Raw genomic sequence first — 13,044 nt, 5'->3', positions numbered from 1 at the left:
CTGCTCGGCGCGCTCGCGGGCGTGCTGCTGGAGGCGGCGGTCGCGCACGAGCTGGGCGAACTGGCGGAGGAGCGCCGCGGCGGCGGGCGCTGGGAGGCCCTCGTGCTGCGCACCTGCGGCACCAAGGCCGAGATGACCGCGCGGGCGCTGCGGGACGCGCTGGCCGACGCGGGCGGCGGCGGGCTATTCGAGCACCTCATCGCGCGGCGCGACCGCATCGCGCTGGCCCTGCGCGCGGCGGCCGGCACGTGGCTGATGAAGAAGCTGCTCCCGGAGGCGCGGGCGATCTGGGAAGCCGCGCGCGAGGGCAACTGGCCGGAGGCGGAGGCGCTGCGGCGCGCCGCGGCCGCCCGCCTGGAGACGCAGCGCGAGAGGCTCTTCGACCTGTTCGCGGACGACCCGCCGCACGCCGAAGCGGCGCGCCGCACGGAGGCCTTCGAGAAGGAGATCGCGGGCTGAAAGCCCCTCCATCCCCGCAAAACTTGACAGCCCCACGCGGCGCGGATAGAGTCTGGCGACGTGAATTGAGCCTTACGGCGGCGTAGCCAAGTGGTAAGGCAGAGGACTGCAAATCCTCCATTCATCGGTTCGACTCCGATCGCCGCCTCCAGCCGGATCAGTCCCCGGACACCTCACTGCTCCGCCGCCGGAAGACCCTGCAGCGAGAAGGCGATCTGCGCCACGCTCAGCGCCATGAGTATCGCGAGCACCGCGACGCCCGGAACGCGCCCGCCGATGAATCCGGTCCCGATGCCGAGGATCGCGATCACCAGGTAGGCCGCGAGGCGGCCGCGCAGCTCCCGGTACCGGCCGGCCGGATAGGAGGCGAGCAGGATGGCGGCGAGGGCGAGGCAGCTTGCGCCGACCGCGCCGGAGAGGATCCAGCCCGCCGCGGCGGGCAGGGGCTGGAACGGCGGCAGGCCGATCACGTGCCGGACGCCCACGGCGGTCGCCGTGATCCCCATGATCAGCGGCAGGTGGGCGTAGAGCCAGAGCTGGTAGCGCGGCACGTGCTCGAACGTGCGCACCACCCGGATCGAGGCCCCTCCGACGCCCTCGAAGTACCCCCACCAGAGGGCGAAGGCGATGACCAGCCCCATGACCCCCGCCAGCGCCGGCACCAGAGCGAGCCCGCCCGTGCCCTCGCCGGACACCACGCCGACCACCGCCTCGCCGAGCACGATGATGGTGAAGAGCCCGAAGCGCTCGGGCAGGTGCATCTGGTGCGGCGGAAAGCGCGAGTGGATGGTGCCCGCGGTGATGGGCGTGAGGAAGTCGACGGCGATGGCCGCCGCCCAGACGAGTGGGCGCGCCTGCGGCGGGAACAGCACCGACAGCGCCCAGATGAGCGCCGCGGCGCCGAACCCCCGCGAGTAGCGCCTGGTCAGCGGGCGGGCTTCCGGCAGGTGGTGGCCGGCCCGCAGATACTGGGCCACCAGCACCGCGCGGACCGCCGCGTACGAGAGGGCGAATGCGCCGGAGCTGGGACCGAAGGCCCCGGCGACATTGCTGGCCATGGCGGCCACGGCGATCATCTGGGCCATGGTCAGGAGCCGGTGCCCGGCGTCGTCCGTGTCGAAGCGCGTCAGGTAGAAGGTGTGGCCGGCCCAGGCCCACCAGACGGGCAGGCTGAGGAAGGCGAAGCGGGCGAGCCCGCCGAAGTCGTAGCTGCCGTAGAAGGTCGCGGCGAGCTGGGCCACCGCGCCCACGAAGATCAGGTCATAGAAGAGTTCCAGCCAGGTGGCGTGCCGCTCCCGCTCCGAGCCGGACTGCAGCGCCGGCGGCTTGAACAGGCGCGGCCTGGGCACCCTTCCCTCCCGTCGCGAATGGCTGTGCGGATTGCGGCCTCGAAGGGAATCTTGGGTCGGGGCGCCGCGAAGTCAAACGCCGGCAGCCTGCGGACGTGGCGGTGGTGCTGGAGCGGGAGACGGGATTTGAACCCGCGACTTCAACCTTGGCAAGGTTGCACTCTACCACTGAGTTACTCCCGCATTCGAATCTCCTCCCCGTGGTCGGGAGGCGCGGGGGAATATGCCACGCAACGCCGTGGACGTCAAGGTGCCGCGCGGCCGGTCCGCGCAAGGGCCGCAGGCGCCGGCAGCGGCGTCCCCCGCGTGGGCGTCGCGCGCAGGGTCCCGTCCGCGTCGAACCGGAGCCGGTCGATGCAGATGATCCGGTTCCACCCGCGTGTCGCGTCCTTCTGCTGGTGGTAGACCAGCCAGAGGTCCCCGGCCCCGTCCGCGACGACGGCGACGTGCCCGGGCCCGAAGATCCCGCCGCCCTCGCGGACGATCGGGTTGCCGCGGTGCTTCGTGAAGGGGCCGCGCGCGTCCTTGGCCGTCGCGTACCCGATCGCGTAGTGCTCGGAGTCGGCGCTGCCCGCCGAGTAGAGCAGGTAATAGGTCCCCGCGCGCTTGAGCACCCACGGGGCCTCGGTCACCGGCACGTCGCGCCGCTCCCAGGCCTCGGTCGGCGCCAGCAGCTCCACGGGCGGCTCGTCCTTCTTCGCCAGCGGCGAGCGCATGGCCTGGACGAAGATCGCGAAGTCCGGGTAGCGGGCGTAGTAGAGGTAGAGGGCGCCGTCGTCGTCCCGGAACAGGTGCGCGTCGATCGCGGCGGCGACGAGGCTCCCGCGGTCGGCGAACGTCCCGTCCGGGCGGTCCGAGGCCGCCACGCCGATCCTGCGGTCGACCGTGTAGTACAGGTAGAACGTCCGGTCGCGCTGGTCGAAGAAGACGTCCGGCGCCCATACGCCCCGCTCGCCGCTCCGGAAGACCTTCGGTCCCTTCGTCCAGTGCACCAGGTCGTCCGAGAGGTAGACGTCGTAGCTGGCGTTGTCCCCGGTCGGGTAGAGGTAGTACCGGCCGTCGTGGCGGATCACCGCCGGATCGCCGATGCCGAGCGTGCCGTGGTACGGCGCGGGGCCCGCCCGCCGGATGGCGTGCGTGTCGACGAGGACCGGGTTGGCGTACGTCCGGCCCGCCTCCGGCCCCGCACCGATCGCACTCCGCGCGCCGAGCAGCAGCCCGGCGGCCGCCAGCGACCCGACCAGCGCTTCGCGCATGAGGCAGTATAGCGCCGCGCCCTTTACTCCTGCCCCGCGCTCCCCTACCATGCGCCCATGACTCAGGAACGGGACACGCCGCAGGCCGCCATCGTCGTCGTCGGCAACGAGGTGCTCTCCGGCGACGTCGAGGACCACAACGGCATCTGGCTGGCCCGGGAGCTGGCGCGCATCGGCGTGGAGGTCGGCATCGCGCTGACGCTCCCCGACGACGAGGTGCTGCTGGCCGAACACCTGCGCCGCACGGCGGAGCGCTACGCGCCGATCTTCGTCACCGGCGGCATCGGCACGACGCTCGACGACGTGACGCGGCAGGCGGTGGCGCGCGCCGCAGGCGTGCCGCTGGAAGTGCGCGCGGACGTGGTCGCGCACCTCGAGGCGGAGATCGGCCGCGCGATCACGCCCATCCAGCGCCGCCTCGCCGAGCTGCCGCAGGGGTGCGGCCTGATCCCCAACCGCATCGGCCGCGCCCCGGGCTTCACGATCGGCCCGTTCGTCGTCCTGCCGGGCGTGCCCGAGATGCTCCACGACATGTTCCCGCTGGTGGCCGACCGCTTCCGCCGGCCGCCGGCGCAGCGGCGCACGCTCTTCACGAACCGCTGGGAGTCGGAGATCGCGACGCTGCTCGAGGAGTTGGCGGAGCGGGCGCCGGGCGTGGCCATCGGCTCGTACCCCAAGAGCGACGCGCACCGCCACTGGGTCGAGATCGTGCTCAAGGCGCACGACGCGGCGAAGCTGGACGCCGCGGCGGCGTGGCTCGCGGAGCGGCTGCCGGGGCAGCCGGCCGCCTGAGGACGCCGCGCGCGGAACCGAAGCGGCCCCGCTCCCGCGGGGGGCATGGGATGGGACAATGATGGGACGGACCCGAGGCATGCGCGCGGGATGGGCGCGCCGGCCCGGCAGGGTCTGTCCCCGGACCAGGCAGGCCCCACGGGGCAAGGAGGGGGACGGTGGCGAAGCTTACGCGGCGTGAGTTCCTCATCGGCGCGGCCGGGACCGCAGGGTACCTCGGCCTCAACGGACTGCTGCCCCGCATCGCATTCGCGTCGCCGGATCTCGGCACGCCCGCCGGGGCCTGGGGCGGCGCCGAGCCGGGGTACTGCCACGACACGGTCCGCGACGGCGGCACGGTCCCCCCGCCCTCCTCGGGACGCTCGGCGCAGGTCTGCATCGTCGGCGGCGGGCTCTCCGGGCTGGCCGCGGCGTACCGCCTGCGCGACACGGACCTCGTGCTGCTCGAGCACCTCAAGAGCACCGGCGGCCACGCGGCGCGCGGGCGCTGGAAGGACGTCTGGTACTCGGAGTGCGCGGCCTACTTCGTCGAGCCCGAGCCGCCGCTGGACGCCTTCTACGAGGAGCTGAAGTTCCCCTTCAAGAAGATCGAGGAGCCATCCGACAGCGCGCTCATCGACGGCAAGTACGTGCTCGACACCTTCGGCGGCGGCGCCGGCAAGCTGCCCTTCCCCGACGCGGCGCGCAAGGACTTCGCCCGGATGCGCAAGGAGATGGAGAAGCTGCTCGAGAGCGACGACTACCCGAACATGCCGATCGGCGACGGCACGGCCGAGGCGCGCAAGCTCGACCGCATGACCTGGGCCGACTGGCTGCTCAAGGAGCGCGGCTTCCACCCGGCGGTGAAGATCTTCGTCGACCTCTACAGCCGCTCGGCGCTTGGCGCCCCGTCCTCCGAGTACCTCTCCGCCTACGCCGGCCTGAACTTCTGGGCGAGCGAGTTCATGCCGCGCTACACCTTCCCCGGCGGCAACGCCCTGGCTGCCGAGATGCTGCACGATGCGGTGGAGAAGGCGGGGCGCGGCCGCATCGTCAAGCCCGCGACGGCGGTGTTCGTGGAGCCGCGCGAGCGCGACGTCGCCGTGACGTACCTCGACGCCGAGGGCAAGGCGCACCTGGTCGAAGCGAAGACGGTGATCATGGCCTGCCCGAAGTTCCTCGCGCGCCACATCGTCAAGGGCATCCCGAAGGACCAGGAGGCGGCGATCCGCGAGCTGACCTACGGCACCTACGTCGTGGCCAACGCGCTGTGCTCGGAGCCGATCGTGGAGGCCTCGTACGACACCTGGACGAACGCGGCGCCGTTCACGGACTTCATCGTCGCCGACTGGGTCAGCCGCACGGGCGCGAGCAAGCGGGCGCCGACGAAGCAGCAGGTGCTCTCGGTCTACTGGCCGACCGCCTACGACCACGAGTCGCCGCTGAAGGACGGCTCGTTCGCGAGCTTCAAGGAGGGGACGATCGCCGGCCTCGAGAAGCTGCTCCCCGGGGCGCGCAAGAAGATCGTCGACGTGCGCCTCACGCGCTGGGGCCACGCGCTCTGCCACGGCAAGCCGGGCTGGTACACGGAGAAGTCGGAGATCGTCAAGCGCTCCATGGGCCGGCTGCACTTCGCGCACTCGGACAACCAGGGGCTGCCGGCGTTCGAGTCCGCGCTCGTCGAGGGCCTCGAGGCGGCCACGCGGGCCAAGGAGACGCTGGCGAAGGGCTAGCGGTACAGGAACTCGTCGACCTCTCTCGCGCGGTCGGCGAGGTACGTGATCTGCTCGCGCGTCGCCGCGATCTCGTCGAGGTCGATCTCGACCTCCGCGAAGCCCTCCTCGGGCCCCAGCTGCGCCAGCACCTCCCCGCGCGGCCCGACGACGGCGGAGCCGCCGCCGAACTGTACGGACACGCTGCGGCCGGCGCGGTTGACCCCCACCGTGAAGAGCTGGTTCTCGATCGCGCGCGCCGCCAGCAGCGTGTGGAAGTGCCCGAGCCGCACCTCGGGCCACTGCGACGGGTAGACCAGCAGCTCGGCGCCGCGCAGCGCCATCTTGCGCGCCTGCTCCGGGAAGCGCAGGTCGTAGCAGAGCGCGAGGCCGACGACGCCGATCTCCAGCTCCGCGACGCAGGCGGCGCGCCCGGCGACGAAGTGCCGGTCCTCCCTCATCGGCCCGAACAGGTGCACCTTGCGGTAGCGGGCGCAGACCCTGCCGTCCGGCCCGACGATGCAGGCGGTGTTGGCGAGGCGGCCGGCCCCGTCCCGCTCGGCCCAGGAGCCGACGACGAAGTAGCCGTACTTCTTCGCCAGGGCGCCGACGCGCCCGAGCGACTCGGGCGTGCGCTCCGCCAGCTCGGGCAGGCGCCGGTACGCGTACCCGGTGAGCCACATCTCGGGGAGGACGACGAGGTCGGCGCCGGTGGCGCCGGCGCGCTCGAGCGCCGCCCGCGCCGCGCGCCAGTTGGCGGCGCACTCGCCCTCGGCGAGGGCGGGCTGGACGATCGCGAGCTTGATCTTGCGCACGGCGCGAGTCTACCCCCGCGCGCCGCTGCGGGAAAGCCCCGCCGCGGCTACTTGTTCATCGCCTTGAGGAAGTCCTCGTTGGTCTTGGTCTCCTTGAACTTCTCGAGGAGGAACTCCATCGAGTCGACGACGTTCAGCGGGTTGAGGACCTTGCGCAGCACCCAGATCTTGTTGAGCGTGTCCTCGGGCAGCAGCAGCTCCTCCTTGCGGGTGCCGGACTTGTTGATGTCCATCGCGGGGAAGATGCGCTTGTCGACGAGCCGGCGGTCGAGGTGGATCTCCATGTTGCCGGTGCCCTTGAACTCCTCGAAGATGACGTCGTCCATGCGGCTGCCGGTGTCGATGAGCGAGGTGGCGACGATCGTCAGCGAGCCGCCCTCCTCGATGTTGCGCGCCGCCCCGAAGAAGCGCTTGGGCTTCTGCAGCGCGTTGGCGTCGACGCCGCCGGAGAGCACCTTGCCGGAGGCGGGCGTCACGGCGTTGTAGGCGCGCGCCAGGCGGGTGATCGAGTCGAGCAGGATCACCACGTCGCGGCGGTGCTCGACGAGGCGGCGCGCCTTCTCGATGACCATCTCGGCGACCTGCACGTGGCGCGTCGGCGGCTCGTCGAAGGTCGAGGAGATGACCTCGGCGCGCGGGATCGAGCGCTGCATGTCCGTGACCTCCTCGGGGCGCTCGTCGATGAGCAGCACGATCAGCCAGACCTCGGGGTGGTTCGTGACGATCGCCTTCGCGATCGACTGCAGGAGCATGGTCTTGCCGGTGCGCGGCGCCGCGACGATCAGGCCGCGCTGGCCCTTCCCGATGGGCGAGAGCAGGTCCATGATGCGCGTCGAATAGTCCTTGGGGTTGTACTCGAGCTTGAGCTTCTCGTGGGCGTACAGCGGCGTGAGGTTGTCGAAGAGGATCTTGTCCTTGGCGATCTCGGGGTCCTCGAAGTTGACCGTCTCGACCTTGATCAGGGCGAAGTAGCGCTCGCCCTCCTTCGGCGGGCGGATCTGGCCGCTGATCGTGTCCCCGGTGCGCAGGTTGAAGCGGCGGATCTGCGACGGCGAGACGTAGATGTCGTCCGGGCCGGGCAGGTAGTTGTAGTCCGGCGCCCGCAGGAAGCCGAAGCCGTCCGGCAGGCACTCGAGCACGCCCTCGCCGTAGACGTTGCCGTCGATCTCGATCTGCGCCTTGAGGATCTCGAAGATCAGCTGCTGCTTCTTGAGCGAGGCCGCGCCCTCGACGTTCAGCTGCTTGGCGATCTCGTTGAGATGAGCGATCGATTTTTCCTTCAGTTCCACAATGTTCATGGTTTCCTCCTCGGATGCCCCGCGTCCCGCGCGGGAGGCAGGGCGCCGGTGGTGCGAATACGGGTGATCTCTCTGGCTGTTCGGCGCCAGGCGCCGGTGTCTTTGGTGGGGTGATCCTTTCGCGCCGTCCGTGTGGCGCGCCGTCTTGCGGGTTTACCTCATGCAGGTGTTCCTCGGGGGTTGTGTCCGCTGGATCGTGGTGTCGGTTCGAAGGTATGTATACGGGCACGGCGCGGACCTGTCAAGTGACTTTTTCGGCGACCCGCCCGGCGGCGTCGGCGGCGCGCGCGAGGCTTGCGTCCGCGGCCGCGATGCGCTATCGATGCCGGCGTGATGGAGCCATCGCCGCCGAGCGCGCGCCCCTGGCCGACGGCCTCCCCCGGGACGCTGGCGGCGGCGGTCGTCGTCGCGGCCGCGGCGGTGCGGCTGGGCGCGTTCGTCGCCGGCTCCGGCGACCCCTACGTGCAGTTCCGCCAGGGGGACGAGGCCTACTACCACGCGTGGGCGACGGCGATCGCCCAGGGCCACTGGGCGCGCGGCGCCTCGTTCTTCACGACGCCGCTGTACGCCTACGTCCTGGCGCTTCTCTACCGCATCGCCGGCGACGGGCTCGCGCTCGCGCGGTCCCTCAACGTCCTGCTGGGGGTGGGGACCGTCGCCCTCGTGTTCCTGGCGGCGCGGCGGTGGGTCGGCCGGGGCGCCGCCGTCGCGGCGGCGGCGCTGGTCGGGTTCTGCGCCGCGCCTGTCTCCTACGAGCTGTTCGCGGAGAAGACCTCCCTCGTCCTCTTCCTGACGGCGCTGACTTTCCACCAGGTGGGACGCGCCAGCGAGCGCGGGACGCCGGGACGCTGGCTGCTCGCGGGGCTCTCCGGAGGCGCCGCCTCGCTCGCGCACACGCTGCTGCTCGTCGCCGCGCCGGCCGTCTGGGCCCACCTCGCCGTCAACGCCCGCGGGGCGGGACGGCCGGCGGCGCGCTCGGCGGCGTTCTTCACCCTCGGGTTCGCGCTCGCGCTGGCGCCCGCGACCGCGCACAACTGGCTCCAGGACCGCAGCTTCCTGCTCGTGTGCTCCACTGGCGGGAACACGTTCTACATGGGCAACGGCGAGGGCAACCTCACGGGCGCGTACACGGTGCCGCCGTTCGCTGTCTCCAACGCGGTGAGCGAGGAGCGCGGCTTCGCGGCGGAGGCCGAGCGCCGGACGGGCCGCCGCCTCAGGCCGTCGGAGGTGTCGGCGTTCTGGCTCCGCGAGGGCCTCCGGGACATCGCCGCGCAGCCCGCGCTGGCGGCGAGGCGCTTCTGGCGCCGCTTCCGCTGGACGGTCGGCGCGGCCGAGATCACCGACACGCGGACGTTCGAGTTCTACGAGGAGCGCCACCGGCCGCTGCGACTGCTCCCCTGGGGCTTCGGCCTCGTCTCCGCGCTGGGACTGACGGGCCTCGCGCTCGCGGCGGGGAGCCGGGCGCTGGCGTTCCCGGTCGCCTTCACGGCCCTGTTCACGGCCGGGACGAGCGCTATCCTGGTCTACGGCCGCTACCGGCTGCCGCTGATCGTGCCGCTGTCGCTGCTGGGCGCCCTGGCGCTGGCGCGCGCGGTCGAGTGGGCGCGCCGGCGCCGCACTGGCGCCCTGGCCGCGCTCGGCGCGCTCGCGGCGGCGCTCGGGTGGTTCGTGTACGCGCCGGTGCCGCCGCTGGACGAGGTCAGCTTCTTCATCGACTACAGCAACCAGGGCAACCGGTACTGGGACCGGGGCGAGTTCGAGCGCGCGTTCGCCGAGTACGAGAAGGCGCTGCGCGTGCGCCCCGGGGACCTGCCCGCGGTGCCGCGGCTGTACGCCAGGCTCGGCGGCATCTACGCCGGGCGCGGGGAGCTGCGGCGCTCGGAGGCGCTGCTGCGCGAAGGGGCGGCGCGGTACCCGGCGGACCGGGAGATCGGGGCGCTGCTGCAGGAGGTGTCGCGCCGCCTGGCCGGGACCGGGGCCTCAGCCTCCCCCTAGATCGGCGCCCGCCGCCGCCAGCCGCCGCAACGCCTCGGCCGGGTCGAGGCCGTCGACTCGGAAGACCTTGCGGCGGGACTTCTCGCCGCCGTGCAGGACAACCCGCGAGCGGGAGACGCCGAGGAGATCGGCGAGCAGCTCGCGCGCCGCCGCGTTGGCCTCGCCCTCGACGGGCGGGGCGCAGACGCGCAGCTCGAGGGCGCCGTCGCGCACGCCGCCGACGCCGGCGCGCGAGGCGCGCGGGCGCAGGTGCACGTCGAGGAGGATGCCGCCGGGGACAGCCGAAATTCTCAGGTCACCCATCGCGCCCCGAAAAAGGGGACAGTCCCCATTTACGAGGAAGCGTAAATGGGGACTGTCCCCTTTCTTTCCCGTTATTGTCCCGACAATTCCTTCGAGCGGGCCGCCGCCGCGCGCACGGCCGCCATGAACGCGCCGGGGACGCCGCGCTCTTCCAGCTCCGCGATGCCGCGGATCGTCGTCCCGCCCGGCGACGCGACCTGGTCGCGCAGCTGGTGCGGGTGCTGGCCGGTCGCCAGAACCATCTGGGCCGCACCGAGCACCGTCTGCGCGGCCAGCTCGCGGGCGATCGCCCGCGGCAGCCCGGCCTGCACCCCACCGTCGGCGAGCGCCTGGATCACCGTGAAGACGAAGGCCGGGCCGCTGCCCGAGAGGCCGGTCACGGCGTCCATCAGCCCCTCGCCGACTTCGACCGTCGTGCCGACCGCCCCGAAGAGCTTCCGCACGAGCTTCTTGTCCGCGGCCGAAGCGCCGCGCCCCCAGGCGATGGCCGTCGCGCCCTCGCCGACGAGCGCCGGCGTGTTGGGCATCGTCCGCACCAGCCGCGCCTTGAGCGCCTTCTCGAGCGTCGCCAGGGTGACGCCCGCCGCGATCGAGACCACGAGCTTGCCGCGGCCGACGAACGGCGCGATCTCCGCGAGCACGGCCGGCACCAGCTGCGGCTTGACCGCCAGGACGATCACGCCGCAGCGGCGCGCGAGGTCGGCGTTGCCGGCGGCGGCGCGCACGCGGTAGCCCTTGACCAGGCGCGCCCGGCGCGCCGCGTCCGGCTCGCTCACCCAGAGGTCGGCCGGACGGACGACCCGCCCGCCGATGAGCCCCCGGATGAGGGCCTCGCCCATGTTCCCCGCCCCGATGAACCCCATGGCTGCCATCGCATTGCCCTCCCCTACCTGATGTAGGCTTCCGTGACGTAGCGGCGCATCATTCTGTGCGTGTTGAAGAAGTACGCGTTCTTGCCGATCGCGTTCTGCATCATCCGCACCCACGTGTGGCGCTCGCGGTAGTACAGCGGGATCACGTAGTCCTCGAGCTTCTCGTAGAGGCTGTCCGCGTCCTGGCAGCCGTCGTTCTCGACGAGGCAGCTGATCTCCGTCGGCTCCGGCCCTATCGACCAGCCCGTGAAGCACTCGATGTGCCCCTCGATCCACCAGCCGTCGAGAACGGAGAAGTTCAGCACGCCGTTGTGCGCCGCCTTCATCCCGGAAGTGCCCGACGCCTCGCGCGGCCGCAGCGGCGTGTTCAGCCAGACATCGACGCCCGAGACCATGCGCAGCGCCAGGTCCATGTCGTAGTTCTCGACGTAGACCACCGGGATCTCCTCGCCCAGCTCGCGCGCGAAGCGGTGGATGCTCTCGATCAGCCGCTTGCCCGCCTCGTCGTGCGGATGCGCCTTGCCGCCGTAGATCACCTGCAGGCGCCCCCGCGCGATCCGCCGCAGCCGCTCGAGGTCCGAGAAGAGCAGGTCGGCGCGCTTGTAGGCGGTCGCGCGGCGCGCGAAGCCGATCGTCAGGATGTCCGGCGAGAGGCGCCGGCCGCTGCGCTCGGCGACGATGTCGAGCAGCCGGCGCTTGGCCTCCTGGTGCGCCTCCCAGAGCTGGTCGTCGGGAATGGCGCCGACGCGCACGAACAGCTCCGGCTCGTTGGCCCACCCGGGGAGGTAGCGGTTGTAGAGCGCCTTGAACTCCTCGCACGTCCAGGTGTAGGAATGCACGCCGTTGGTGATCGCGTGGATCTCGTACCCCGGGAACATCCCCTGCGAGACCGCGCCGTGCTTCTTGGCGACGCCGTTGACGTAGTTCGAGAGGTTCAGCGCCAGGCGCGTCATGTTCAGCTCGTCCTCGCCGCCGAGATCGCGCAGCATCCGCAGCGGGACGATCTCCTCGAGCACCTCGCGCACCAGCTCCCACGGGAAGCGGTCGTGGCCGGCGTCCACGGGCGTGTGCGTCGTGAAGACGCAGCGCTGGCGCACCTCGTCGCGGTTGTAGACGAGGCTCTCGTCCCAGACCTCCTCGATGCTGCGGCGCGAGCGGCGCAGCAGCTCGAGCGTGAGCAGGCTCGCGTGCCCCTCGTTCATGTGGTACTTGCGCAGGCGGGTGTAGCCCAGGGCCTCGAGCATGCGCACGCCCCCGATCCCGAGGACCGACTCCTGCTTGAGGCGGTGGCGCGCGTCCCCGCTGTAGAGCGCGTCGGTGATCTCGCGGTCGCGCGGGTCGTTGCCGGCGACGTCCGTGTCGAGGAAGTAGACCGGGACGACGACGCCGGGCGTGCCCAGGCTCGCGACGTCGTAGCGCCAGGCCTGGATGGCGACGGGGCGCCCCTCGATCTGGATGCGCACGCGCGGGCTCTGCAGCTTCATCACGGCGGCGGGGTCCCAGGTGACGGGGTGCTCGTGCTGGCGCCCCTCGGCGTCGATCTCCTGGCGGAAGTATCCCTTGCGGGAGAGCAGCGTGGCGACGACGACCGGCAGCGCCAGGTCCGCCGCGGACTTGATGGTGTCGCCGGCGAGCACGCCGAGGCCGCCGCTGAAGGTCGGGATGTCGTTGCGCAGGCCGATCTCCATGGTGAAATAGGCGATCGACCGGTCGGATTCCCTGCGGATCATCAGTGCCTCCGAATCTGAGATGAAATGTGCGGTGATTCTAGCACGAAAGGGCGCGGCCGGCTGCCTTGCGCCTCTCGCATGAACCGTGTCGGGCCACGGCCCGGGGGCGCCTGTTCACTTCCGTCTCGCCCTGCGCCCCTCAGTCCGCGAGAGCACTCATCAGCTGCTCGACTGTCAATGCGCCGGCCACACTCAGCGAACACAGCATGCGGCCGGCGCATTATGACCGTTCACAGGCGCCCCCGGGCCGTGGCCCTGGGCAGGCCGCCGAGAAGGGCCCATCTGCGGCGGTGCGCACCTTGCGCCCGCGAGCCCGTCGAGTGGGCGAAATCCTCCCTGCGGCGGGCACCAGCCCGCCTCACTCGCCGGATCGTCGGGCGCCTTGCATCTGGACCCTTCTCGGCAGCCTGCCGATCATGAATGCGATCAGCAAGTCGGCCTGGGCTTGAGCGGGGACGGGGCGGTGACGGGCGGACGCATGTGG

General features: G+C 71.7%; 11 protein-coding genes and 2 tRNA genes. 5 read left to right on the top strand and 8 right to left on the bottom strand.

Translation table 11 applies throughout. From position 1 onward, the window contains the following. Both VI078_09360 and VI078_09355 read left to right on the top strand, forming a co-directional pair. On the top strand, positions 1-459 hold a 459-nt coding region (locus VI078_09360; protein HEY5999487.1), incomplete at its 5' end, for a hypothetical protein. A 76-nt stretch (positions 460-535) separates the two neighbouring features. Further along, positions 536-610, top strand: a tRNA-Cys gene (locus VI078_09355). Between the two features lie 22 nt (positions 611-632). On the opposite strand, the gene VI078_09350 is transcribed toward VI078_09355, so the two are convergent. The 3 genes from VI078_09350 to VI078_09340 all read right to left on the bottom strand — a co-directional run bounded on the left by VI078_09350 (position 633) and on the right by VI078_09340 (position 3,064). Then, the gene (locus VI078_09350; GenBank protein ID HEY5999486.1) at positions 633-1,808 is read right to left on the bottom strand and encodes a low temperature requirement protein A; all 1,176 of its coding nucleotides are present in this window, start codon (positions 1,806-1,808) and stop codon (positions 633-635) included. Positions 1,809-1,916: 108 nt separating this feature from the next. Continuing rightward, positions 1,917-1,991 (bottom strand) — tRNA-Gly (locus tag VI078_09345). Positions 1,992-2,053: 62 nt separating this feature from the next. Beyond that, positions 2,054-3,064: a glycoside hydrolase family 43 protein gene (locus VI078_09340; GenBank protein ID HEY5999485.1), complete on the bottom strand. Its 1,011-nt coding sequence runs from the start codon at positions 3,062-3,064 to the stop codon at positions 2,054-2,056. A gap of 57 nt (positions 3,065-3,121) precedes the next feature. On the opposite strand from VI078_09340, the gene VI078_09335 reads away from it, so the two are divergent. Together VI078_09335 and VI078_09330 are read left to right on the top strand one after the other, a co-directional pair. Beyond that, positions 3,122-3,856: a molybdopterin-binding protein gene (locus VI078_09335; GenBank protein HEY5999484.1), complete on the top strand. Its 735-nt coding sequence runs from the start codon at positions 3,122-3,124 to the stop codon at positions 3,854-3,856. Positions 3,857-4,014: 158 nt separating this feature from the next. Next, positions 4,015-5,568: an FAD-dependent oxidoreductase gene (locus VI078_09330; GenBank protein ID HEY5999483.1), complete on the top strand. Its 1,554-nt coding sequence runs from the start codon at positions 4,015-4,017 to the stop codon at positions 5,566-5,568. On the opposite strand, the gene VI078_09325 is transcribed toward VI078_09330, so the two are convergent. Further along, positions 5,565-6,362: a nitrilase-related carbon-nitrogen hydrolase gene (locus tag VI078_09325; GenBank protein HEY5999482.1), complete on the bottom strand. Its 798-nt coding sequence runs from the start codon at positions 6,360-6,362 to the stop codon at positions 5,565-5,567. The two genes, VI078_09330 and VI078_09325, sit on opposite strands and share 4 nt — an antisense overlap. 47 nt (positions 6,363-6,409) lie before the next feature. Continuing rightward, on the bottom strand, positions 6,410-7,660 hold the full coding sequence (gene rho, locus VI078_09320; protein HEY5999481.1) for a transcription termination factor Rho: 1,251 nt from the start codon (positions 7,658-7,660) through the stop codon (positions 6,410-6,412). Positions 7,661-7,993: 333 nt separating this feature from the next. Between rho and VI078_09315 the strand changes: the two genes are divergently transcribed. Further along, positions 7,994-9,655, top strand: coding sequence for a glycosyltransferase family 39 protein (locus tag VI078_09315; protein HEY5999480.1), 1,662 nt, complete (start codon positions 7,994-7,996; stop codon positions 9,653-9,655). On the opposite strand, the gene VI078_09310 is transcribed toward VI078_09315, so the two are convergent. The 3 genes from VI078_09310 to glgP all read right to left on the bottom strand — a co-directional run bounded on the left by VI078_09310 (position 9,641) and on the right by glgP (position 12,560). Then, positions 9,641-9,958, bottom strand: a complete 318-nt coding sequence (locus tag VI078_09310) for a DUF167 domain-containing protein (GenBank protein ID HEY5999479.1) — start codon at positions 9,956-9,958, stop codon at positions 9,641-9,643. The genes VI078_09315 and VI078_09310 overlap by 15 nt on opposite strands. A 71-nt stretch (positions 9,959-10,029) precedes the next feature. Continuing rightward, positions 10,030-10,830 (bottom strand): pyrroline-5-carboxylate reductase, encoded by an 801-nt coding sequence (gene proC / locus VI078_09305; GenBank protein HEY5999478.1) that lies wholly within the window; start codon positions 10,828-10,830, stop codon positions 10,030-10,032. A 14-nt stretch (positions 10,831-10,844) separates the two neighbouring features. Next, positions 10,845-12,560 carry an alpha-glucan family phosphorylase gene (glgP, locus tag VI078_09300; protein HEY5999477.1) on the bottom strand — a complete coding sequence of 572 codons (1,716 nt, stop codon included), beginning with the start codon at positions 12,558-12,560 and terminating at the stop codon, positions 10,845-10,847. Positions 12,561-13,044 lie beyond the last annotated feature (484 nt).

It is taken from the genome of bacterium, assembly GCA_036524115.1.
GTDB lineage: Bacteria > JAUVQV01 > JAUVQV01 > JAUVQV01 > DATDCY01 > DATDCY01.
The sequence above is the reverse complement of the archived record's forward strand: the minus strand, read 5'-3'. Positions and strand labels throughout refer to the sequence as shown.

Coding starts and splice junctions, on each gene's coding strand:
- VI078_09310 (HEY5999479.1), bottom strand. CDS start 9,958: ATGGGTGACCTGAGAATTTCGGCTGTCCCCGGCGGCATCCTCCTCGAC.
- VI078_09335 (HEY5999484.1), top strand. CDS start 3,122: ATGACTCAGGAACGGGACACGCCGCAGGCCGCCATCGTCGTCGTCGGC.
- VI078_09340 (HEY5999485.1), bottom strand. CDS start 3,064: ATGCGCGAAGCGCTGGTCGGGTCGCTGGCGGCCGCCGGGCTGCTGCTC.
- proC (HEY5999478.1), bottom strand. CDS start 10,830: ATGGCAGCCATGGGGTTCATCGGGGCGGGGAACATGGGCGAGGCCCTC.
- glgP (HEY5999477.1), bottom strand. CDS start 12,560: ATGATCCGCAGGGAATCCGACCGGTCGATCGCCTATTTCACCATGGAG.
- rho (HEY5999481.1), bottom strand. CDS start 7,660: ATGAACATTGTGGAACTGAAGGAAAAATCGATCGCTCATCTCAACGAG.
- VI078_09315 (HEY5999480.1), top strand. CDS start 7,994: ATGGAGCCATCGCCGCCGAGCGCGCGCCCCTGGCCGACGGCCTCCCCC.